This window comes from Enterobacter sp. I4, from assembly GCF_022669095.1.
GTDB lineage: Bacteria > Pseudomonadota > Gammaproteobacteria > Enterobacterales > Enterobacteriaceae > Enterobacter > Enterobacter pasteurii.
The window spans coordinates 1,322,902-1,344,971 of record NZ_JALBUO010000002.1 but is presented as its reverse complement, the minus strand read 5'-3'; the positions used below and the strand labels follow the sequence as shown (position 1 = coordinate 1,344,971).

The 22,070-nt window shown below is 55.9% G+C and carries 20 protein-coding genes; 13 read left to right on the top strand and 7 right to left on the bottom strand.

What is annotated here, in order from left to right:
- Positions 1–3: 3 nt before the first annotated feature.
- Genes MOQ06_RS18720 through MOQ06_RS18705 form a run of 4 tightly spaced genes read right to left on the bottom strand, consistent with a single transcriptional unit; the run spans position 4 to position 4,104 of the window.
- On the bottom strand, positions 4–1,029 hold the full coding sequence (locus tag MOQ06_RS18720; protein ID WP_242174373.1) for a flagellar motor switch protein FliG: 1,026 nt from the start codon (positions 1,027–1,029) through the stop codon (positions 4–6).
- Positions 998–2,677: a flagellar basal-body MS-ring/collar protein FliF gene (gene fliF / locus MOQ06_RS18715; RefSeq protein ID WP_242174371.1), complete on the bottom strand. Its 1,680-nt coding sequence runs from the start codon at positions 2,675–2,677 to the stop codon at positions 998–1,000. Before fliF ends, MOQ06_RS18720 begins: the two co-directional genes overlap by 32 nt.
- A gap of 10 nt (positions 2,678–2,687) precedes the next feature.
- The gene (locus MOQ06_RS18710; RefSeq protein WP_148420451.1) at positions 2,688–3,056 is read right to left on the bottom strand and encodes a flagellar hook-basal body complex protein FliE; all 369 of its coding nucleotides are present in this window, start codon (positions 3,054–3,056) and stop codon (positions 2,688–2,690) included.
- Positions 3,057–3,075: 19 nt separating this feature from the next.
- Positions 3,076–4,104 (bottom strand): sigma-54 dependent transcriptional regulator, encoded by a 1,029-nt coding sequence (locus MOQ06_RS18705; protein ID WP_148420450.1) that lies wholly within the window; start codon positions 4,102–4,104, stop codon positions 3,076–3,078.
- A gap of 519 nt (positions 4,105–4,623) precedes the next feature.
- Between MOQ06_RS18705 and MOQ06_RS18700 the strand changes: the two genes are divergently transcribed.
- Genes MOQ06_RS18700 through MOQ06_RS18670 form a run of 7 tightly spaced genes read left to right on the top strand, consistent with a single transcriptional unit; the run spans position 4,624 to position 10,922 of the window.
- Positions 4,624–5,508, top strand: a complete 885-nt coding sequence (locus MOQ06_RS18700) for a FliM/FliN family flagellar motor C-terminal domain-containing protein (protein ID WP_148420449.1) — start codon at positions 4,624–4,626, stop codon at positions 5,506–5,508.
- Positions 5,501–5,899: a flagellar motor switch protein FliN gene (gene fliN, locus MOQ06_RS18695; protein WP_148420448.1), complete on the top strand. Its 399-nt coding sequence runs from the start codon at positions 5,501–5,503 to the stop codon at positions 5,897–5,899. The genes MOQ06_RS18700 and fliN overlap by 8 nt, the downstream gene beginning before the upstream one ends.
- Positions 5,896–6,651: a flagellar type III secretion system pore protein FliP gene (gene fliP, locus MOQ06_RS18690; RefSeq protein WP_242174369.1), complete on the top strand. Its 756-nt coding sequence runs from the start codon at positions 5,896–5,898 to the stop codon at positions 6,649–6,651. The genes fliN and fliP overlap by 4 nt, the downstream gene beginning before the upstream one ends.
- A gap of 2 nt (positions 6,652–6,653) precedes the next feature.
- Positions 6,654–6,926, top strand: coding sequence for a flagellar biosynthesis protein FliQ (fliQ, locus tag MOQ06_RS18685; protein ID WP_242174368.1), 273 nt, complete (start codon positions 6,654–6,656; stop codon positions 6,924–6,926).
- 6 nt (positions 6,927–6,932) lie between these two features.
- A complete protein-coding gene (locus tag MOQ06_RS18680) occupies positions 6,933–7,706 on the top strand; it encodes a flagellar biosynthetic protein FliR (protein WP_148420446.1) in 774 nt (257 codons plus the stop codon).
- Entirely contained in the window at positions 7,706–8,833 is a 1,128-nt protein-coding gene (gene flhB, locus MOQ06_RS18675; protein WP_242174367.1) for a flagellar biosynthesis protein FlhB, read from the top strand. The genes MOQ06_RS18680 and flhB overlap by 1 nt, the downstream gene beginning before the upstream one ends.
- On the top strand, positions 8,826–10,922 hold the full coding sequence (locus MOQ06_RS18670) for a flagellar biosynthesis protein FlhA (protein WP_148420444.1): 2,097 nt from the start codon (positions 8,826–8,828) through the stop codon (positions 10,920–10,922). Before flhB ends, MOQ06_RS18670 begins: the two co-directional genes overlap by 8 nt.
- A 1-nt stretch (position 10,923) precedes the next feature.
- Here the strand turns inward: MOQ06_RS18670 and MOQ06_RS18665 are convergent, their stop codons facing one another.
- Positions 10,924–11,769: a hypothetical protein gene (locus MOQ06_RS18665; protein WP_227009609.1), complete on the bottom strand. Its 846-nt coding sequence runs from the start codon at positions 11,767–11,769 to the stop codon at positions 10,924–10,926.
- A gap of 629 nt (positions 11,770–12,398) precedes the next feature.
- Here MOQ06_RS18665 and MOQ06_RS18660 point away from each other — a divergent pair.
- A complete protein-coding gene (locus MOQ06_RS18660) occupies positions 12,399–13,016 on the top strand; it encodes a trimeric intracellular cation channel family protein (protein ID WP_131637232.1) in 618 nt (205 codons plus the stop codon).
- 2 nt (positions 13,017–13,018) lie between these two features.
- Here MOQ06_RS18660 and ligB read toward each other — a convergent pair whose 3' ends face one another.
- Positions 13,019–14,689, bottom strand: a complete 1,671-nt coding sequence (gene ligB / locus MOQ06_RS18655; RefSeq protein ID WP_242174453.1) for an NAD-dependent DNA ligase LigB — start codon at positions 14,687–14,689, stop codon at positions 13,019–13,021.
- Between the two features lie 251 nt (positions 14,690–14,940).
- On the opposite strand from ligB, the gene gmk reads away from it, so the two are divergent.
- Genes gmk through recG form a run of 5 tightly spaced genes read left to right on the top strand, consistent with a single transcriptional unit; the run spans position 14,941 to position 20,807 of the window.
- Positions 14,941–15,564 carry a guanylate kinase gene (gmk, locus tag MOQ06_RS18650; protein ID WP_148420442.1) on the top strand — a complete coding sequence of 208 codons (624 nt, stop codon included), beginning with the start codon at positions 14,941–14,943 and terminating at the stop codon, positions 15,562–15,564.
- 54 nt (positions 15,565–15,618) lie between these two features.
- Entirely contained in the window at positions 15,619–15,894 is a 276-nt protein-coding gene (rpoZ, locus tag MOQ06_RS18645; protein ID WP_000135058.1) for a DNA-directed RNA polymerase subunit omega, read from the top strand.
- 19 nt (positions 15,895–15,913) lie between these two features.
- On the top strand, positions 15,914–18,028 hold the full coding sequence (spoT, locus tag MOQ06_RS18640; RefSeq protein WP_148420441.1) for a bifunctional GTP diphosphokinase/guanosine-3',5'-bis pyrophosphate 3'-pyrophosphohydrolase: 2,115 nt from the start codon (positions 15,914–15,916) through the stop codon (positions 18,026–18,028).
- Between the two features lie 4 nt (positions 18,029–18,032).
- On the top strand, positions 18,033–18,722 hold the full coding sequence (gene trmH, locus MOQ06_RS18635) for a tRNA (guanosine(18)-2'-O)-methyltransferase TrmH (protein WP_148420440.1): 690 nt from the start codon (positions 18,033–18,035) through the stop codon (positions 18,720–18,722).
- Positions 18,723–18,725: 3 nt separating this feature from the next.
- On the top strand, positions 18,726–20,807 hold the full coding sequence (recG, locus tag MOQ06_RS18630) for an ATP-dependent DNA helicase RecG (RefSeq protein ID WP_242174366.1): 2,082 nt from the start codon (positions 18,726–18,728) through the stop codon (positions 20,805–20,807).
- A 3-nt stretch (positions 20,808–20,810) separates the two neighbouring features.
- Here recG and gltS read toward each other — a convergent pair whose 3' ends face one another.
- Entirely contained in the window at positions 20,811–22,013 is a 1,203-nt protein-coding gene (gene gltS, locus MOQ06_RS18625; RefSeq protein ID WP_006812438.1) for a sodium/glutamate symporter, read from the bottom strand.
- Positions 22,014–22,070 lie beyond the last annotated feature (57 nt).

Here is a 22,070-nt window from a genome sequence, read left to right as displayed (position 1 = left end):
GGTTTATTCCACCGTCTGTTCGGCGAAGAGCTGCACCTGAATCTCACCCTCTTCCACCAGCTGACGCAGGGTCTGCATAATCTCTTTTCGCACCTGCTCAATACGGCTGACCGGCACGGGGCCCAGGCGGCTGGTGGTGCTTTGCAGCAGGGTCACCTGACGCTTCGGCATGACGTTGAAAATCGCCTGGCGCAGCACCGGCTCGGTGCCCTTCAGCGCCACGGCCCACTCTTCAATCGGCACTTCTTCCATCAGGCGCTGCAGCGTGGCTGGCGTCTGGCGGCTGAGAATGAAGAACTCGTACATTTCGTCCTGCAAATCGTCGACCACGCTTTCGTCGCGCTCGCGCAGCAGCTCCAGCAGCTCCTGCTGGTTGCTGGGAATACGGTTGACGATATTGGCGGCGTGCTTGATGCCCGCCACCTTAGAACCATGCTCCGAAAGCACCGCGATACCGCGATCGATCAGGCGATCGAGCTCGTCGATTACGTCGCGGTTAACATCGTCGAGCCGGGCAACGCGGTATATGATTTCATCCTGACGTTCGCGCGGCAGCACGCTCAGCACGCTGGCGGCGATGTCTGGCGGCAGGAAAGCGAGGAAAACCGCCTGCAGCTGCAGGTGCTCCTGATCGATCAGCGCCGCCAGCTGGGGAATATCAACCCACTGCAGGCGCGCCATGCGGTAGCGGATCTCATCGCCGTAAATACCGTTAATGACGCTGCGGGCAATTTCACCCCCCAGCGCCTTTTCCAGAATGCTGCGCAGGTAGGAGCGCGACGCGCCGTTGATGCCGCTCTGCTCGCTGTAGTCGGAAAAGAAATTGTTCATCGCCTGACGCGCCTGGCTCACCTTCACGTCATGCAGACGCGCCATGGTTTCACTCAGCAAAACCACCTCTTCACGGGTGAGTTTCTGCATAACCTGCGCAGCGGCCTCTTCGCCCACGCTCATCAGCAAGATCGCCGCCTGCTCCAGGCGGCTACGCCCTTTGGCGTTACTGGTCCGGTTTGCTGTTGCTTCGGTCATTGCTGTTAATCCATTGTTTCAGAACTTCTGCCACGCGCTCTGTTTCGCTCTGGGCCAGAACCTGGAGATACTCCACCTTGGTTTCCAGGCCGGAGCTTTGCGGCGGCAGCAGATCGTCATTATTGTTAAAGCCCGCTTTCGACAGCGTGGAAAGCCCGTTTTCCGACGCAGGAGAATCGTCTGTCAGCAGCATTGAATCGTCCTGCTCGACCGCGTTTACCACGCGCTCGCGGCGTCCCAATCGCTGGGCCAGCGGCCGCACGCCGAACAGCAGCGTCAGCAGAAGCAGCAGGCCAATACCGCCGTTCTGCGCCCAGTACTGCATATCCGGATCTTTCCACCATTTCCCGACTACCGGGTCCTGGCTGACCGGAGGGGTAAAGGTCAGCACGTCCAGGGTTAACGCATCACCGCGCTGTTTATCGATCCCGGCGGCGCTTTCTACCAGGCGGGTAATTGAGGTCAGCTGCTCGGGCGTGATCTTAGCCAGCGCGGGTGCGCTCTGGTTCAACGCCACGGCCACGCTCAGCTTCTCCAGCTTATAGCCGGGGTAGCGGATATGGCGGATGTCGCGGTCGAACGCATACTTGCGCTGCTCCTGGCTACGGTTGCTCAGGGAACGCGGATCGCGGGTGGTTGTTTCCGTCGTATTCGTCGCGGCAGGCGCTGCCTGACCCGCGGCCTGAGCCGCTGCCGCCTGTGGATTTTGGTTCACCGGACGGTTGCTTAGCGAGCCGGGGATACCAAACGCCATTTCGTTGGTGCTGTTTTCGTGGCTTATCTGCTCATCGCTCACGCGCGGATCTTTGCCCAGCCGCTCCTGCGTCTCTTCAACGCGGCTCAAATCCACGGTCGGGGCAACGCTGATGCGGAAGTTCCCCTCGCCCACCAGGGAGGTCAGCAGCGTGGTGATGTTCTTGCGGGTATCCTCGCGGATGTGCTGCACAACCTCGTTGCCGGGACGTTTGCCCTCAGGGCCTTCAATACCGTCTGAGAGCAGGTTACCCGCCTGGTCAACCACGCGTACGCTGCCTGCGGACATGCCCGGCACGGAGCCGGAGACCAGCTGCACAATCGAGGCCACCTGCTGTTCATCCAGCCGTTTGCCGTAGCGCAGCTGCACGATCACCGACGCGCTGCTGTTCGGCTTGTTGGTCAGAACAAACGAGCTGGACTCGCTCAGGCCGAGATGCACGCGGGCGTGTTCCACCGGATCCAGCGCCATGATGCTCTTCGCCAGCTCGCCTTCCAGGCTGCGCTTATAGCGCACGTTCTGAATAAACTGGCTGCTGCCGAGCATCTCTTCTTTATCCATCAGCTCGTAGCCGTCCGGCGTCGCGGCGCTAATACCTTTCGCCGCCAGCGCCATACGCGCCTGCGGCAGCTTACCTTCACTGACCAGGATCTGGCCGTTATCGGGGTTAACGCGATAAGGAATGTTTTCTGCACCCAACACTTCCACCACCTGCGAAACAGGGATCTGTTCCTGCGCGCCGTACAGGGCTACATAGCCCTGATTGTGGTTCCACAGCGAGGCGACGATCCCGAGCGCCAGCACGGCGCCACCGGCAATCGCCAGCAGTTTAGGTGCGTTAGTGCCGGAGGGCAGAGAGAGCGCGGGGAGACGAGCTTTGATTTTGTTTAACACGGTACAAACCTTACAGCGAGATGTTCATCACTTCGTCCAGCGCGCTGTTGAGCTTATTGCGCACCTGCATCATGGCCGAAAAGGCCACGCTGGCTTTCTGGCTCTCAATCATTGCGCCGGCTAAGTCGTCGCTTTGCCCCATATCGATTGCGGTTTGCTTTGCGCTGGCGCTGTGCTGCAATGCATCGACGTTATCGATAGCGCTGTTCAGCACGCGCGCGAAAGAGACCGGCGCCGTACGGGTAAACGCGTCGCCGGCCGGCGCTATCGTGGGGGAAAGGTTAACCGCGCCGGAAGAGGCCAGCGAGGCCGTGCGCTGCATACGATCCAGAAGCGCCTGTTGCGCGCTGTTAATACCTGCGGCAGCTATTTTGTCCATGATTTTTTCCTTTCTGGCCTCAGGAATAACATTCAATATCAATACCTTCGTCACGCATGGACGCAAGGCGATAACGCAGCGCGCGAGGCGTAATGCCAAGGAACGCTGCCGTTTTAGATTTGTTGCCTTTGTGGCGTTTTAACAGGTCGATGATGTACTGATATTCCGCCATGCGGCCGTGCAGCTTAACGTCGCGTATGGCTGAGCTGTTGTCCTGCTCCCGATAGGCGGGCATCACCCCGACAGCCGGGTTTGCCGGCAGGGGTGCGCACGCAACCAGCCCGAGATCGGCGGCTTTGATTTCATCACCGTTGCCGAGGATCATGCCCCGCTGGATCACGTTCTCAAGTTCACGCACATTGCCCGGCCAGTCATAGTTCAGCAGCGCGTGGCGGGCATCGTCGCTCAGACGAACATTGCCCTTGTGGAAGGCGCGATATTTGGTAATAAAACGCTGAACCAACGGCAAAATATCCTGCTTGCGTTCGCGCAGCGGCGTAATATGGATCGGCACGACCGAAATACGGTAAAACAGATCCTGACGAAAACGGCCTTCGGCGATTTCCTGTTGCAGATCTTTATTGGTGGAGGCAATCAGACGAATATCGAGAGGAATACGCTTATGGCTTCCCAGACGTTCAACTTCCTGCTCCTGCAATACGCGTAATAACTTTGCCTGTAGTGATAAAGGCATATCGCCAATTTCATCCAGCAGCAGCGTTCCGCCATTAGCCTGCTCGAACTTTCCGGCCACGCTGGCGACCGCCCCGGTAAATGCCCCTTTTTCATAGCCGAATAAAATGGCTTCCAGCATGCTTTCCGGGATCGCGGCACAATTAACGCCAACATATGGCGCACCATTGGCGCAGGCATGCTCATGAATATATTTGGCGACGCACTCTTTACCTGTTCCCGTCTCGCCGGTGACCAAGACTGACACATTATATTTAGCAACGCGGCGGGCTAATGACATCACACCCACACTGGCAGGGGAAACGGCAATAAACCCCTCTCCATTACGGTCTTCACGTTCAATGATAATGTTCATGCTGGAGTACCATTAAAAGAACTTAAAAACAAGAATTCGCCACGCCTTTATTAACATCCACAATTGTCCTTCCATTGCTGGATGGATAATTAAAACGTTTAAACAATGTTAAAAAAGATTAGAACTTAGATTTATTATCCCGAGGAAAGGAATCTTCCTGGAAAATATGTTGCCTAGTATACGCACCACCTAAGAATTGTCTTATCTTTAATGCATATTAAAAAATTAACCATTTAAATTCATGTAGTTACGAATAACATTAATCTACTTTCAACCGGAAAAATAATGGATTAATAAACCACGCACTCTTGCAATAAAATGAAGAGAAAGGTCTAATTCTCAGCCTGAATAAAAAGGCATATGGGTTTTCGACAGGCAACGCGCCTTTGGTGTCAGTGATAAGCGTCACAACGATTTCAAAACTCAAATGCTGGCAGAAGAAATTTTCGTGATGGGTCATACAGGTCTTCACCCTTACGTTATGGTCATACCAGGAATTGTTATCAAAGCGGAATAAACATGTACCCTGCTTCAGAACGAATCAGAATCCACCAGCAGAATAACCTTCCTGATCTGGTAAAGCTTGATGTGAGTAAACTCGGCCGACCATGGCATAAGCTACCTAAGTTAATGAATGATAGCTTTGATATTCTTGATGCACGCCTGAGTATTTACTTTCTGAAAAAACTACGGGTTAATGCCGCGCTTGAATCAATGACCTTTGTCATTGATAAGCATTATAAGAATGCACAGATATTCTCTACGCCTTACGGGAATATCGGTTTTGTTATTGACCGTATTTTATTACTTAACGTGCTTCATGATTATTACGGCCTGAGTAAAGATACCAATCAGATAGCGCCCGATGAGTCATTACCGATAACCAAAACGGAAGAACGCCTTAAAAGTAAGCTGGGGCAAGAGCTCACGTCGCTGATTATCTGCAAAGAAACCTTTGGCGAAGATCTGGATATCAAAGTGGATTATTCCGCCGTCATTAATCAGTGGACCTGGGGCATCACCTTTACTCTGGCCGGCTATAGCCACGGCAGTTTTACCGTCCTGCTGGACAATCATCACGTCGATCAGATGCTCGCCACGCTGCGCACGCCGGATCTTCACGCGCGGGCCACTGAGAAAAGCGTGACCCTAAGCCCGGCCCAGATCGAACGCCTGTTCGACAGCCTGCCGCTGAAGCTGACCGGCCGCCTCGCCAGCCTGAACCTGACCGTCGCGCAGATTGCCGACATCAAACCCGGGGACATTATTCCGATCGCAATTAACGAACCGGTGCCGGTTTTTATCGGTAAAGAACAGATTTTTGAAGCCGCAATCGCCGAAGATCGCAGCAAGCTTTTCTTATGCGATATCCATGACAAGACAACCGAGAAGCACTATGAGTGATTTGCAACATGAGCTGAGCCAGTCTCTGGACCTGGACGACCTGAACCTGAGCGATATGCCGCAGGAAGAGACCGTTGAAGGCAATATCCGCCTTGATATTCAGCCTGAAATCCGCCATGCGCCACAAACCGACGAACGCCGCATGGCGCTGTTCAGCCGCATTCCGGTCACGCTTACCCTGGAAGTATCCTCCGTGGATATCTCGCTGGCTGAACTGATGTCGGTGAATAGCGATTCCGTGATCGAGCTGGACAAAATGGCCGGTGAGCCGCTGGATATTAAAGTGAACGGCATTGCCTTCGGCAAAGCGGAAGTGGTGGTCCTGAATGACAAATACGGCCTGCGCATTATCGAGTTCAATGCAAAAGAACTGGGCGAGCTCACCCGATGAACCGCACGTTTTACCGCAATGGCTTGACGCTGCTGCTGGTGGCTGGCCTGCTGTTTGCTCCACCCGCTCTGGCGGCTAATGGCGATATCACGCTGTTTAGCACTACGCCGAACGGCGCAGGACAGGATTACAATGTCAAAATTGAAATCCTCATTCTGATGACCCTGCTCGGCCTGCTGCCGATCATGGTGCTGATGATGACCTGCTTTACCCGCTTTATCATCGTGCTGGCGATCCTGCGTCAGGCGCTGGGCCTGCAGCAGAGTCCGCCCAACAAGATCCTTACCGGCATTGCGCTGGCCCTGACGCTGCTGGTGATGCGTCCGGTATGGACCACGATTTACGCCGATGCCGTCGAGCCGTTCCAGAATGACCAGATCACCCTTAAGCAGGCGCTGGTTAACGCCGAAGCGCCGCTGAAGAAGTACATGCTGGCACAAACTAATACCAAAGCGATGGCGCAGATCATGACCATCGCCGGGGTTGAAGGCGATGCCCGCGAGCAGGATTTGACCATCGTCACCCCGGCCTATCTGCTGAGCGAGCTTAAAACGGCCTTCCAGATCGGCTTTATGATCTACATCCCTTTCCTGGTTATCGACCTGATCGTCGCCAGTATCCTGATGGCGATGGGGATGATGATGCTGTCGCCGCTTATCGTCTCGCTGCCGTTTAAGCTGATGCTGTTCGTGCTGTGCGACGGCTGGACGCTTATCGTAGGCACGCTCACCTCCAGCGTGCAGGGGCTGTAGCGATGATGAACATGGACACGGCGGGCGACATCATGGCCTCCGGCATCCACCTGGTGCTGGTGATCTCCGCCGTGGCGATTATTCCCAGCCTGATTGTCGGCCTGTGCGTCAGTATTTTTCAGGCCACGACCCAGATTAACGAACAAACGCTGAGCTTCCTGCCGCGGCTGGTCGTGACGCTGGGCGTACTGATTTTTGCCGGGAAATGGATGCTGACCCAGCTGGTGGATTATACCGTCCAGATTTTTCATCAGGCGGCGGCGCTGGTGGGTTAACGCGTAATGGGAATCGATATTCAGGCGCTGTTGACGCCGATAATGGCGCTGGTTCTGCCCTTCTTCCGCATTCTCGCCTTTTTACAATTTGCGCCGGTACTCGATAACCGCGTCTTTTCACGACGCATCAAAATCGGGACCGCGCTGGCGCTGGCCATCATCATTACGCCTATGCTGCACCATAACGTGGTGCTTAACGAACTGCTATCCATGCGCAGCATACTGCTGATTGGCGAACAGCTGCTGTGGGGATTTCTCTTCGCCACGGGGCTGCAGCTGGTATTCGTCGCGCTACAGACGGCGGGGCATATTCTGTCGATGAATATGGGGCTCGGGATGGCGATGATGAACGACCCCGTTAACGGCAGCTCCACCACGGTTATCTCGCAAATTATCTATATCTTCTGCGGACTGCTGTTTTTCATTATGGACGGCCATTTATTACTGGTCACCATTCTGTTCAAAGGCTTCAGCTACTGGCCCATCGGGCAGGCCATTAACCAGCCGTCGCTGATGCTGGTCGTGCAGGGGCTGGGCTGGATTATGGCTTCCGCCACGCTGATTGCGCTGCCAACCACCTTCGTGATGCTGATCGTCCAGGGCGGATTCGGCCTGCTCAACCGGGTGTCGCCGACGCTTAACCTGTTCTCCCTTGGTTTCCCTATCAGCATGCTGTTTGGGCTGCTGTGTATCTCAATGCTGGTGACCAACATTCCGGATCACTACCTCAATCTGACCAATGAAATTCTGGCGAAACTTGACGCCATAAGGGTTCAGTAATGGCCTCTGGCGGCGATAAGAGCGAAAAACCTACCCCCGGGAAGCTGCGCAAAGCGCGGGAAAAGGGTGACATTCCCCGCTCAAAAGATTTGACGATGGCGGTCGGCCTGCTGGCGTCCTTTTTCACTCTGTCGGCGTTTTTACCTTATTACCACCAGCTCATCGGCGAGTCATTCGCCGCCGCCGGCACAATGGCGCAAGACCTCGATAACCCGACCATTCTGAACCAGTTTCTGATGCTCAATCTGAGCGTGTTGCTGCGTTTTATCGCCACGCTAACCCCCATTCCGCTGGCCTGCATCGTCGCCAGCCTGGTGCCGGGCGGCTGGTTATTTACGCCAGCGAAGCTCAAGCCGGACTTTAAAAAACTCAGCCCCATAAGCGGCGTCAAGCGTATGTTTTCCGCCAGCCATTACACGGAAGTCGGCAAAATGCTGCTGAAATGCGCGACTATTCTGGCCGTGCTTTACACCATGGTTCATAGCCAGATGAGCGAGCTGCTGCACCTGCAACGGCTGTATCTGAACCAGGCAATTGGCTATGGATTCACCATTTTCCATCACGTTGTCAGCTACTTTGTCGCCGTTATCGTCATTTTCGCCCTGCTTGATGTGCCCCTGAGCAAATTCATGTTTACCAAAAAAATGCGCATGACTAAGCAAGAGGTGAAAGAGGAGTACAAAAATAATGACGGGAACCCGCAGATTAAGGGGCGAATTCGCCAGCTACAGCGCCAGATGGCAATGGGACAGATTTCGCGCACCGTGCCCACCGCCGACGTCATTATCACTAACCCGACCCACTACGCGGTGGCATTGAAGTACGACCCGCAGAAGGCAGAAGCGCCCTACATCGTCGCTAAGGGGATTGATGACGTAGCGCTGTGGATCCGTGAGGTGGGAGCCAGTCACAGCATCGAAGTGGTGGAGTTCCCGCCGCTGGCGCGCGCGGTGTACTACACCACCCGGGTGAATCAACAAATTCCGGCGCAGCTGTTTCGCGCCATCGCTCACGTGCTGACCTACGTCATGCAGCTCAAATCCTGGCGCGAAGGCCGCGTTGAGCAAAAACCCCGCCTGAACAGGCAAATAGATATTCCTCAAGAGGTATTAAAATCCAATGGATAACAGTAAGTTGCACAACGTGCTGAGCGTGCTCCGCAAGGGGCAAGTCGCGGTACCTGTCCTGCTTCTCTGCGTGCTGGCGATGGTTATCCTGCCGCTGTCGCCGCTGATGCTGGACATCCTGTTTACGTTCAATATCGTGCTGGCGGTCATCGTGCTGCTGGTGGCGGTAAACATGCAGCGCCCACTGGATTTTGCCGTTTTCCCGACCCTGCTGCTGATCACCACGCTGATGCGCCTGACGCTGAACGTGGCGTCGACGCGCGTCGTGTTGCTGAACGGGCATCTGGGCGAGGGGGCGGCCGGTAAGGTGATCGAGGCCTTCGGCCAGGTGGTGATTGGCGGCGATTTCGTCGTCGGCTTCGTCGTATTTATCATCCTGATGATCATTAACTTCGTGGTGGTCACCAAAGGGGCGGAACGTATTTCAGAAGTCTCCGCGCGCTTTACGCTGGACGCGCTGCCGGGCAAACAGATGGCGATTGACGCCGACATGAATGCCGGGCTTATCAATCAGCAGCAGGCACGGAACCGTCGACAGGAGGTGGCGAAGGAAGCAGACTTCTACGGCGCGATGGACGGTGCGTCGAAGTTCGTTCGCGGCGACGCCATCGCCGGGATTATGGTGCTGATCATCAACGTGATCGGCGGTATCTGTATCGGTATCTTTAAATACGATCTCGACGCCAGCCACGCCTTCCGCCAGTACGTGCTGCTGACGATTGGTGACGGCCTGGTCGCCCAAATCCCGTCGCTGCTGCTGGCAACCGCTGCCGCCATCATCGTTACCCGCGTCAGTGAAGGTAACGACATCAGCGATGAAATTAAAAGCCAGCTGCTCTCCAGACCGAGGGTGCTCTACACCGCCGCGTTCGTCATGTTTATTCTTGCGATCGTGCCGGGGATGCCCCACGTTGCCTTCCTGAGCTTTACGGCGCTGCTGCTGTTTGCCGCCTGGCGACAAAGCAAAGCAGTGCAGCCTGCGCCAAAAGAGACGGATATGGAGGCGATTGGCGACGCGCTGGCACCCGACGCCAACCCGCCGATTACCTGGGACAGTATTCCGCTCGTGGAACCGATTGGCCTGAACCTCGGCTATAAGCTGGTCTCCATGGTCGATGAATCCAAAGGCAGCCCGCTGTCGCTGCGCGTGCGCGGGGTTCGCCAGGTGATCTCCGAACTGTGCGGCGTGCTTTTGCCCGAAATCCGCATCCGCGAAAATTTCCGCCTCAAGCCTGCTCAGTACGCTATTCACATTAACGGCATCCGCACGGCGATGGGGGACGTTAACGCCGAAAAGCTGATGGCCATACCCGGAACAGAGCTTTATGGGGAAATCGATGGGGTGCTGGACACCGATCCGGCCTACGGTATGGCAATTGTATGGATTGACCCGGAGCAGAAGGCTAAAGCGCTGAATCTGGGCTACCAGGTCGTCGACTGCGCAAGCGTAGTGGCTACGCATATTAATAAAGTTGCCCGTGAACATCTGCCGGAGCTGTTTAATTACGATGACATCACCCATCTGCATGCCCGCCTGGCACAGCAGGCGCCGAAGCTGGCAGAAGATTTAAACGCCGCGCTAAACTATAGTCAGCTGCTGCGCATTTACCGCCAGCTGCTGCTGGAGCAGGTGTCGCTCAAGGATATTGTCACCATCGCCTCGACGCTACTTGAAAGCTCGGCGGTTACCAAAGATCCGATATTACTTACGTCAGACGTGCGTTACGCGCTGCGTCGCGCCATCGTCCACAGCATCAATGGCGATCGTCCGCAGCTTGCGGCCTACACCATTGATAGCCAGCTGGAAAATATGCTGTTGAGCGCGCTCAACCAGGCTCAGCAGGCAGGAAAAGTGGCGCTGGACAGCTTCCCGGTCGATCCAAACATTCTGACGCAGCTGCAAAATACGATGCCGATGATTTACGAGCAGATGAAAGCGAAAGGCCTGCCGCCGCTGCTGCTGGTCACCCCGCAGCTGCGTCCGGTCATTTCACGTTACGGCAGATTGTTTGCCAGCGGCCTACACGTGCTTTCCTATAATGAAGTGCCGGACGACGCCGATCTGAACGTGGTGGGGACCCTCGCCTGATTTATTGCGCCAAATAACGCAGCTTCCACTCCGCCAGGGTACGCGGCATTTTGACGGCGTCGTTGCCCTGGGTACTGAAGTAAGAAAACGTTAGCTTACCTTTGCCGTTCGGTTCGATCCGCGCCGCCCAGATGTCGTGGGCGGTGTACATAATGATTGCCGTACGGGTATTCGCGGCACCGCGGACCCACATTGATACCACCGTTGCGCCAACGTTATCCATATCATCCTGATAAATATAGATATTAGCGGTATCAACGAATTTTTGATAATCGTCACCCACCAGCGCGCGGAAACGTTCGTCCACCTCCGCATTTGGGAAGATTTCCAGGGTACGCAGCGTCGCTTTCGGCCGCGGATCCTGCTCTGACTTCAGGTAGCGCCCATCGATAAATGCCCCGCTCGGCATTAAGAGGCGACAGCCCCAGTCCGCGTTGCTGTAGGCCTGTATTGCGCCGCTAATTCGCGGAATAAATAGCACCTTACAATGTTTGCTATCGACCATATTATCGATCAGCACCATGCCGTTTATTTTTCGGGCTTCGGCGGTGAACTCATCTTTATTCAGTCCCGCCCAGATGCGTATATCGGCGACGATGGACCAGTCCGCGCTATGGCTGAACTGGATCACCCCACCGCTGACGTTGGCCGCACTGGTATTCCACCAGCGCCCCTCCCAGGAGAAGCCAGACGGCACGTCGGCTATCCGGCTGATTCCGCTATAGTAGGCCCGCTCAATGCAGTCGTCCGAGGCGCACTCACCGAGCGATTTTTCCCACTCCTCAAACTCCTGATGCACCCGACCGGCATCGCGAGCGACCAGCATCGCCCGGTAGACGTTGGTCATGGTGTCATCCAGCCAGTGAAGATTAGCATTATTACAGACCGTATTCTGGAGCGGAGTAACGGCACGCTGGCAATTCACCGCGTAAACACTGGTGCTCGTTAGTGCAGCTGCAAAAATAAGATATTTAATCAAACACTTAACCATTAGGATGTTTTTTAATCAAAAAGGGCGCATATTTTGTCTAAAACATTTTTTTAATGCAATAAAACGTTATAAATAATTCACAAAATCAATATTTAAATATTTGTTTTTAATGTTGCTCAATTTTGTCATTTATTTATTTTATAAACGCAATATCGACTATTTTGTTATAAAGAATAATCGTCGGTAAAGTAAGTGCCCTTACAGGGCTTTTCTTGAGCATGTTACGATCTCGCCAAACCCTGCGCAGCAGAATGCTGCAACGGACTGCTTTCACGCTTTAGCTTTTTTAAGGTTAAACCCAACCTTGCGCTGCTAACAACCCAGATGAATCTCAATAATTTATCTAATAAAAACAATGCATTAAACTTACAAAATATTACACCTGCTCATTATTATTTCTTATCCGAAATGAATCACTTTAGAAAATTTCAATCGTGATCTTACGCACAAATCGCTAACCTCCACGCCTTCATACCGGAGGTTTTATGCTGCTTCACGTTCTTTATCTTATTGGCATTACCGCAGAAGCCATGACCGGCGCGCTCGCCGCCGGACGTCGCCGTATGGATACCTTCGGCGTGATCATTATTGCCACTGCCACCGCGCTGGGCGGCGGGTCCGTGCGCGATATCCTGCTTGGTCATTATCCGCTCGGCTGGGTCAAAAACCCTGAATACGTCATTATCGTCGCGACTGCCGCCGTATTGACCACCATCGTGGCACCCGTCATGCCTCACCTGCGCCGCCTGTTCCTGGTGCTGGATGCGCTTGGGCTTATCGTCTTTTCTATTATTGGCGCGCAAATCGCGCTCGATATGGGGGAAGGCCCGGTGATCGCCACCATCGCAGCCGTAATAACGGGCGTGTTTGGCGGCGTGCTGCGCGATATGTTCTGCAAACGCATTCCTCTGGTCTTTCAGAAGGAGCTGTATGCTGGCATCTCCTTTGCCGCCGCGGTGCTCTATGTTGCCTTACAGCACTATGTAACCAATCACGACGTGGTGGTTATCTCCACGCTGCTGTTTGGGTTTACCGCGCGTATGCTCGCGTTGCGCCTGAAGCTCGGCCTGCCCGTTTTTCACTACAAGCACAACGCGCATTAAATTCAGAACCCGTTAATGTGCTGCTCAGCCAGCCACCTTGCCAGACCGTCAACGGGAGGCGCATGCAGCCAGCTCACGATCTGCTGCGCCTTCTCTTCACCTGTTCCCGGCAAAGCCTGCCAGTCAGCGGTGCTCCGCTGATTAAGCGCCTGCCACGACGCCGCCCCAACCGCATTCAGCGTGGCTTTTGTCAGCGGGATCCCCATCGCTGTGACCCAGCGAATAAAGGGTTGTTTGCGCACCCGATTAAAACGATGCCAGAGCGATAGCCCGCGCCCGGCGGAAAAGCCCGGCGTGGACTGTAGCTGTTCCTGCGTCAGTGTTAACCACGAAAAAATATGCTCGAAACGATGCGTCTGATGAAGCGTCCGCCAGCCCGCCTCGCCTAACCCCTCGATCCCCAGCCCCTGCTTCGAGCTAAGCCACGTCAGCCGGGCAAAGAACTGCTCCATACACGCCGGTGAGGCATAAAAACAGGTCAGTGAATGGTACTGCGGGGCCGGAGGTTCCGGTTTTTTCCTGTCCGCTCCCCGCCAGACAACCCGATCGAACCGGGGGATCCCCTGTCCGGCAAGGCTTATCAGAACCTGATCGCCGGGAACAACGTCCAGCCGCTGCCAGCGGGCAACCGACCCCAGGCTCACCCGCCGCACCTGTTTATCATCAAGCTTTACCGGATCCAGCTCGGCTACCACGGACACCTTACCCGTTCGCCCGACGCCAAACTGTATCCCTCGCACCTCAGCAACCTGAGCGACAGGCGTATATTTCCATGCGACAACCCAGCGCCCTTCACCGGGCAACCAACCGTCGCCCGCGGGTTCATCCGCTGAGCGCACCACAATGCCGTCCGTGGCAAAGGGCAGTGCTGCTGTATGCCATGCTGAACGCTGCGCTTCGACCGCATCCACAGACGCGGCGGGCAGCGTATAACGCGCCGTCAGGGCGAACCCGGCTTTTGACAACGCATCCAGAGAGGCCTGCATCTCTTTCGGTCCATCCGGCCAGGCCCAGATAAACACGCCTATTTGTCTGAGCAGCGCGCTATCGTTTTGACGCATCATGGCGCCCGCCACTTTTGCCCGCATGTTCATTCCCCCCATCTGACGCTGGATGTGGTTTTCACGGATCCAGAACAGTTCGCCCTGTAAGACGCTGTTTGCCAGGGGGCCGGACAGGTTTTGCGGAACAGAGGGGATCGAGCGAACCTGCGCCGTCCAGTCTTCGCCTTTTACACCGTTGCCACGGCTAATGGCCCGGGCAAGCTTCCCGCTCTGGTACACCAGCGTCACAGCCACGCCATCCACCTTGGGCTGCATCCAGAGATGCTGCCGGGCTTGCATCCACCGGCCGAGCTCAGCCTTACCGGCAACCTTATGCACGCCCGTATGCGCAACCGGGTGTTTCACACTGCCCGTAAGAGGGGGCAGCTTCTCCCCGGCAGAGGCATGACCAAAACAGTGCTGCCACTGATTCAACCGCGCGTTAAGCTGGTCGTACACGCCGTCATCAACGTCACTTTTTCCCTGCTTCCAGTAAGCATCGTCCCAGCGTTTGATCTGCGCGCTCAACGCTGCAATTTCCTTCTCTGCTTTTGCCTGCGACCATACCGGGCACACCGCTGACCCGGTGCCACACCACAACAGCGCTAACCCGCTTATCCATCGCCACATCATTACCCCTCCTTTGCGTTGGAGGAGGTATAACCCGGCGTTGAAAACTACGCGAATGGCAACGTTACGCTTTGCGAGGCGTTATCCAGCGTTTATTTTTATTGCTGCAAAACGCAGATAAAACCTGAAAACGGCACGCAAAAATCAATAATCCAGGGGAAAAAGTGTGACAAAGGCTACGTCACACAGCGGCGACGTGTATAATAAGCCCGTATGTAGGACTTCTTCGCTAACACATACAAAAGACTCTCATGGCTCAAGGCACGCTTTATATTGTTTCTGCCCCTAGTGGCGCGGGTAAATCCAGCCTTATTCAGGCACTGTTAAAAACCCAACCGCTGTACGATACACAGGTTTCTGTTTCTCACACCACGCGGGCACCGCGTCCGGGTGAGGTGCACGGTGAACACTATTTCTTTGTAAATCACGACGAATTCAGAGCGATGATTGCCAGAGACGCGTTTCTTGAACACGCGGAAGTTTTCGGTAACTACTACGGAACCTCGCGTGAAACCATTGAGCAGGTTCTGGCTACGGGCGTGAACGTGTTCCTGGATATCGACTGGCAGGGCGCGCAGCAAATTCGTAAGAAAATGCCTGATTCGCGCAGTATCTTTATTTTACCGCCATCGAAAGATGAACTGGATCGCCGCCTGCGTGGCCGCGGTCAGGACAGCGAAGAAGTTATCGCGAAGCGTATGGCACAGGCTGTTGCAGAAATGAGTCATTACGCGGAATATGATTACCTTATTGTGAATGATGATTTTGATGCCGCGCTGAGCGATCTCAAAACTATCCTTCGCGCAGAACGTCTGCGTATGAGCCGCCAGAAGCAGCGACATGACGCATTAATCACCAAACTGTTGGCAGACTGAACCCACTTTCAGTATCATGCCCAGTCATTTCTTCACCTGTGGAGCATTTTAAGTATGGCACGCGTAACTGTTCAGGACGCTGTAGAGAAAATTGGTAACCGTTTTGACCTGGTACTGGTCGCCGCGCGTCGCGCTCGTCAGATGCAGGTAGGCGGTAAAGATCCGCTGGTACCGGAAGAAAACGATAAAACCACCGTTATTGCACTTCGCGAAATCGAAGAAGGTCTGATCAACAACCAGATCCTCGACGTGCGTGAGCGCCAGGAGCAGCAAGAGCAGGAAGCCGCAGAACTGCAGGCCGTAACCGCCATTGCTGAAGGTCGTCGTTAATTAAACCTGCGGGTCGCCCTTGTATCTGTTTGAAAGCCTGAATCAACTGATTCAAACCTACCTGCCTGAAGACCAGATTAAGCGTCTTCAGCAGGCGTATCTCGTTGCACGTGACGCTCACGAGGGCCAGACACGTTCAAGCGGTGAACCCTACATCACGCACCCGGTGGCGGTGGCCTGCATTCTGGCCGAGATGAAACTCGACTACGAAACGCTGATGGCCGCCCTGCTGCATGACGTGATCGAAGATACCCCTGCCACATACCAGGATATGGAACAGCTGTTTGGCAAAAGCGTTGCCGAGCTGGTGGAGGGGGTCTCTAAGCTTGATAAGCTGAAATTCCGCGACAAGAAAGAGGCGCAAGCCGAAAACTTTCGCAAGATGATCATGGCGATGGTGCAGGATATCCGCGTCATTCTCATCAAGCTCGCTGACCGTACCCACAACATGCGCACGCTGGGCTCACTTCGCCCGGATAAACGTCGCCGCATCGCCCGTGAAACCCTCGAAATCTACAGTCCGCTGGCGCACCGTTTAGGTATTCACCACATTAAAACCGAGCTGGAAGAGCTGGGTTTTGAAGCGTTATACCCAAACCGCTATCGCGTGATTAAAGAGGTGGTGAAAGCCGCACGAGGCAACCGTAAAGAGATGATTCAAAAAATCCTCTCTGAAATCGAAGGGCGCTTGCAGGAAGCCGGCATTCCGTGCCGCGTCAGCGGTCGCGAAAAACATTTGTACTCTATCTACTGCAAAATGGTGCTCAAAGAGCAGCGTTTTCACTCGATCATGGATATTTACGCATTCCGCGTAATCGTCCACGACTCGGACACCTGCTACCGCGTGCTGGGGCAGATGCATAGCCTGTACAAGCCACGTCCGGGGCGCGTCAAAGATTACATCGCCATTCCAAAAGCGAACGGATACCAGTCTTTGCACACCTCGATGATTGGCCCGCACGGCGTTCCGGTTGAGGTGCAAATTCGTACCGAAGACATGGATCAGATGGCGGAGATGGGCGTCGCGGCACACTGGGCTTATAAAGAGCACGGTGGCGAAAGCAGCACTACCGCGCAAATCCGCGCTCAGCGCTGGATGCAGAGCCTGCTGGAGCTACAGCAAAGCGCAGGCAGCTCGTTTGAATTTATCGAGAGCGTTAAATCCGATCTCTTCCCGGATGAGATTTACGTTTTCACACCTGAAGGGCGCATTGTCGAACTGCCTGCGGGTGCGACACCGGTGGACTTCGCTTACGCCGTGCATACCGATATCGGCCATGCCTGCGTGGGTGCCCGCGTCGACAGACAGCCTTATCCGCTGTCTCAGCCGCTCTTCAGCGGGCAAACGGTAGAGATCATCACCGCGCCGGGCGCCCGTCCTAACGCAGCCTGGCTGAACTTTGTCGTGAGCTCTAAAGCGCGTGCGAAAATCCGCCAGCTGCTGAAAAACCTCAAGCGCGACGACTCCGTCAGCCTGGGGCGTCGTCTGCTTAACCACGCCCTGGGTGGCAGCCGCAAGCTGGCTGAGATCCCGCCAGAGAATATTCAGCATGAGCTGGAGCGCATGAAGCTCGCCTCGCTGGATGACCTGCTGGCAGAGATCGGCCTCGGCAACGCCATGAGCGTGGTGGTGGCCAAGAACCTGCAACAAGGCGAAACGACAGCCGTTCCTGCCACCGCGCAAAATCATGGCCATCTGCCGATCAAAGGCGCTGACGGGGTGCTGATCACCTTCGCCAAATGCTGCCGTCCGATCCCTGGCGACCCAATTATTGCGCACGTCAGCCCGGGTAAAGGGCTGGTGATCCACCACGAATCCTGCCGTAACATCCGTGGCTACCAGAAAGAGCCAGAGAAGTTCATGGCGGTCGAGTGGGATAAAGAGACGGCGCAGGAATTTATTACCGAAATCAAGGTGGATATGTTCAACCACCAGGGCGCACTGGCAAACCTGACGGCAGCGATCAACACGGCCTCGTCCAATATTCAGAGCCTGAATACGGAAGAGAAAGACGGCCGCGTTTACAGCGCCTTTATTCGCCTGACCGCCCGTGACCGCGTGCATCTGGCGAATATTATGCGCAAGATCCGCGTAATGCCGGACGTCATTAAAGTCACCCGTAACCGAAACTAGCATTATGAATTCAAAACGTTACGAGCGAATCTGCGAAATGCTCGCCAGGCGTCAGCCTGATCTGACTGTCTGCATGGAGCAGGTCCATAAACCTCATAACGTCTCTGCTATCGTTCGCACCGCAGATGCCGTCGGCGTACATGAAGTACACGCCGTCTGGCCGGGCGCACGCATGCGCACCATGGCCTCGACTGCCGCAGGCAGTAACAGCTGGGTATCCGTGAAAACTCACCAGACCATTGGTGAAGCGGTCTCGCACCTGAAGGGGCGCGGCATGCAGGTTCTGGCAACCAACCTCTCCGACAAAGCCGTAGATTTCCGTGAGATCGACTACACCCGCCCGACCTGCATTTTGATGGGTCAGGAGAAAACGGGGATCACCCAGGAAGCGCTGGATTTGGCAGATCGGGACATCATCATCCCGATGATCGGCATGGTCCAGTCACTGAACGTGTCGGTCGCCTCTGCGCTTATTCTGTATGAGGCACAGCGCCAGCGTCAAAACGCCGGCATGTACGAGCGCAGCAACAGCATGCTGCCGGAAGATGAACAGCAGCGCCTGCTGTTTGAAGGTGGCTATCCGGTGCTGGCTCGCGTTGCGAAGCAGAAAAAATTGCCTTACCCCCACGTCAACGCGCAGGGCGAAATTGAAGCCGATGCCGAGTGGTGGTCTACCATGCAGTACGCCGGGTAAACCATGAAAGGCCGCCTGCTGGACGCCATCCCGCTCAACAGCCTGACGGGCGTGGGCGCGGCACAAAGCAGCAAACTGGCGAAGATTGGCCTGCACACCGTGCAGGATCTCCTGCTCCACCTCCCCCTGCGTTACGAAGATCGTACCCAGCTTTATAAAATTGGCGATCTGCTGCCCGCGATTTACGCCACCGTTGAAGGCGAAGTGCTGAACTGCAATATCACCTTTGGTGGACGCAGGATGATGACCTGTCAGATCAGCGACGGGACCGGCATTCTCACCATGCGCTTTTTCAACTTCAGCGCGGCGATGAAAAACAGCCTTGCCGCAGGCCGACGCGTGCTCGCGTACGGTGAAGCCAAACGTGGTAAATACGGTGCGGAGATGATCCACCCGGAATACCGCATACAGGGCGATCTCAGCTCGCCAGAGCTGCAGGAGACGCTCACGCCGGTCTATCCGACCACCGAGGGCGTTAAGCAGGCAACGTTGCGCAAGCTCACCGATCAGGCGCTGGAGCTGCTCGATACCTGCGCCATTTCCGAGCTGCTGCCCCCGGAGCTGGCGCAAGGCATGATGAGCCTGCCGGAAGCGCTGCGCACCCTGCACCGTCCGCCGCCGACGCTTCAGCTCATAGACTTAGAAAGCGGTAAACACCCCGCGCAGCGGCGTCTTATCCTTGAGGAGCTACTGGCTCATAACCTGAGCATGCTGGCACTGCGCGCCGGTGCGCAGCGTTTCCACGCTCAGCCTTTAGGCCAGCGTGATGAACTCAAAGATAAGCTGCTGGCCTCACTCCCGTTTAAACCCACCGGCGCACAGGCGCGGGTTACCACCGAGATTGAACGCGATATGGCGCTCGACGTGCCGATGATGCGCCTGGTGCAGGGCGACGTGGGTTCCGGTAAAACGCTGGTTGCAGCGCTGGCCGCGCTACGCGCCATCGCCCACGGCAGGCAGGTGGCGCTGATGGCACCGACTGAGCTGCTTGCCGAGCAGCACGCCAGTAATTTCCGCAGCTGGTTCGCGCCGCTGGGCATCGAAGTGGGCTGGCTGGCCGGGAAACAGAAGGGCAAAGCGCGCCTTGCGCAGCAGGAGGCGATAGCCAGCGGGCAGGTGCAGATGGTTGTCGGTACGCACGCCATTTTCCAGGAACAGGTGCAGTTCAACGGCTTGGCGCTGGTCATTATCGACGAGCAACACCGCTTTGGCGTGCATCAGCGTCTGGCGCTGTGGGAGAAAGGTTTGCAGCAGGGCTTCCACCCGCATCAGCTGATCATGACCGCCACGCCTATCCCGCGCACCCTGGCAATGACGGCCTACGCCGATCTGGATACCTCCACCATCGATGAACTGCCGCCGGGCCGTACGCCGGTGACCACGGTCGCCATACCGGGCACGCGCCGCAGCGACATCATTGACCGGGTGCGCAACGCCTGCACCCAGGAAGGCCGTCAGGCGTACTGGGTCTGCACCCTGATTGAAGAGTCTGAGCTTCTGGAAGCGCAGGCTGCCGAAGCCACGTGGGAAGAGCTAAAGCTCGCCCTGCCGGAGCTGAACGTCGGTCTTGTTCACGGCCGCATGAAGCCCGCCGAGAAACAGGCGGTAATGCAGTCGTTCAAGCAGGGCGAGCTGCATTTACTTGTTGCGACAACGGTCATCGAGGTAGGTGTGGACGTGCCAAACTCCAGCCTGATGATTATCGAGAACCCGGAGCGTCTGGGCCTGGCGCAGCTCCACCAGCTGCGGGGCCGCGTGGGGCGTGGCGCGATCGCCTCCCACTGCGTCCTGCTCTACAAAGCACCGCTGTCGAAAACCGCGCAGATGCGTTTGCAGGTATTACGCGACAGCAACGACGGCTTCGTGATTGCGCAAAAAGATCTGGAGATCCGCGGCCCGGGCGAACTGCTGGGCACGCGTCAGACGGGTAATGCCGAGTTTAAAGTGGCAGATTTGCTGCGCGATCAGGCCATGATCCCCGAGGTTCAGCGCCTGGCGCGCTATATTCATGAACGCTACCCCGAACAGGCGGCAGCGTTAATCGAGCGCTGGATGCCGGAAACCGAACGGTATTCCAACGCCTGACGATCAGCCAAACATCGGCAGCATCAGGTACAGCTTAATGACCAGCGCGTTGACGATATCAATGAAGAACGCGCCAACCATCGGGACCACCAGAAACGCCATGTGTGACGGGCCGAATCGTTCAGTGATCGCCTGCATGTTGGCGATGGCCGTAGGCGTTGCCCCCAGCCCAAACCCACAGTGACCCGCTGCCAGTACCGCCGCATCATAGTTTTTGCCCATCATGCGCCAGGTGACAAAGATGGCATACAGCGCCATAAACACGGCCTGAACCGCCAGAATCGCCACCATCGGCAGCGCCAGCGACGCCAGCTCCCACAGCTTGAGGCTCATCAGCGCCATCGCCAGGAACAGCGACAGACTGACGTTACCCAGCACGGACACCGCGCGTTCAAAGACGCGGTAGAAGCCCATCTGCGCCAGACCGTTGCTCAGGATCACCCCGATAAACAGCACGCAAACGAACGTTGGCAACTCGAAGGCCGTTCCCGCCAGCCATTGCGCAACGATTTTGCCCACGGTGAGGCAGATCGCAATCATGGCGATGGTTTCAATCATCACCAGCGAGGTGATGCTGCGGCCAACGTCCGGTTTTTCGAACGCCGTTGGCACCATTTCATCATCCGGTCTGCCTTCCGGCGTGGTGGAGTGCTTCACCAGGTAACGCGCTACCGGGCCGCCAATCAGGCCGCCAAGCACCAGACCAAAGGTCGCGCAGGCCATCGCCACTTCCGTTGCGTTTTCAAAGCCATAGCGTTCGATAAACAGCTTGCTCCACGCCGCCCCCGTGCCGTGGCCGCCTGACAGGGTGATTGAGCCCGCCAGCAGACCCATCAGCGGATCCAGCCCCAGCAACGACGCCATACCGATGCCGATGGCGTTTTGCATCAGCAGCAGCCCAACCACGACAATCAGGAACACGCCCAGCACCTTGCCGCCCGAGCGCAGGCTCGCCAGGTTGGCGTTGAGGCCGATAGTGGCAAAGAAGGCCAGCATCAGCGGATCTTTGAGGGACATGTCAAAATCGATTTCCCAGCCCATGCTTTTTTTCAGCACCAGCAGGGCCAGCGCCACCAGCAACCCGCCGGCGACAGGTTCAGGAATGGTGTACTTTTTCAGAAAGGAAACACTGTGTACCAGCTTGCGACCAAGCAGAAGAACCAGCGTTGCGGCAACAAGGGTCGACAACGTATCGAGATGAATCATAAGAGGCTCCTGTTATGCGCGTATTCCATACACACGCGGCGTTATCCTGGGCCGGGT

Coding starts and splice junctions, on each gene's coding strand:
- trmH (WP_148420440.1), top strand. CDS start 18,033: ATGAATTCAAAACGTTACGAGCGAATCTGCGAAATGCTCGCCAGGCGT.
- rpoZ (WP_000135058.1), top strand. CDS start 15,619: ATGGCACGCGTAACTGTTCAGGACGCTGTAGAGAAAATTGGTAACCGT.
- MOQ06_RS18665 (WP_227009609.1), bottom strand. CDS start 11,769: ATGACCAACGTCTACCGGGCGATGCTGGTCGCTCGCGATGCCGGTCGG.
- MOQ06_RS18705 (WP_148420450.1), bottom strand. CDS start 4,104: ATGAACATTATCATTGAACGTGAAGACCGTAATGGAGAGGGGTTTATT.
- MOQ06_RS18680 (WP_148420446.1), top strand. CDS start 6,933: ATGGGAATCGATATTCAGGCGCTGTTGACGCCGATAATGGCGCTGGTT.
- MOQ06_RS18670 (WP_148420444.1), top strand. CDS start 8,826: ATGGATAACAGTAAGTTGCACAACGTGCTGAGCGTGCTCCGCAAGGGG.
- ligB (WP_242174453.1), bottom strand. CDS start 14,689: ATGTGGCGATGGATAAGCGGGTTAGCGCTGTTGTGGTGTGGCACCGGG.
- MOQ06_RS18700 (WP_148420449.1), top strand. CDS start 4,624: ATGTACCCTGCTTCAGAACGAATCAGAATCCACCAGCAGAATAACCTT.
- MOQ06_RS18720 (WP_242174373.1), bottom strand. CDS start 1,029: ATGACCGAAGCAACAGCAAACCGGACCAGTAACGCCAAAGGGCGTAGC.
- fliQ (WP_242174368.1), top strand. CDS start 6,654: ATGATGAACATGGACACGGCGGGCGACATCATGGCCTCCGGCATCCAC.
- fliN (WP_148420448.1), top strand. CDS start 5,501: ATGAGTGATTTGCAACATGAGCTGAGCCAGTCTCTGGACCTGGACGAC.
- recG (WP_242174366.1), top strand. CDS start 18,726: ATGAAAGGCCGCCTGCTGGACGCCATCCCGCTCAACAGCCTGACGGGC.
- gmk (WP_148420442.1), top strand. CDS start 14,941: ATGGCTCAAGGCACGCTTTATATTGTTTCTGCCCCTAGTGGCGCGGGT.
- MOQ06_RS18710 (WP_148420451.1), bottom strand. CDS start 3,056: ATGGACAAAATAGCTGCCGCAGGTATTAACAGCGCGCAACAGGCGCTT.
- flhB (WP_242174367.1), top strand. CDS start 7,706: ATGGCCTCTGGCGGCGATAAGAGCGAAAAACCTACCCCCGGGAAGCTG.
- MOQ06_RS18660 (WP_131637232.1), top strand. CDS start 12,399: ATGCTGCTTCACGTTCTTTATCTTATTGGCATTACCGCAGAAGCCATG.
- fliP (WP_242174369.1), top strand. CDS start 5,896: ATGAACCGCACGTTTTACCGCAATGGCTTGACGCTGCTGCTGGTGGCT.
- gltS (WP_006812438.1), bottom strand. CDS start 22,013: ATGATTCATCTCGATACGTTGTCGACCCTTGTTGCCGCAACGCTGGTT.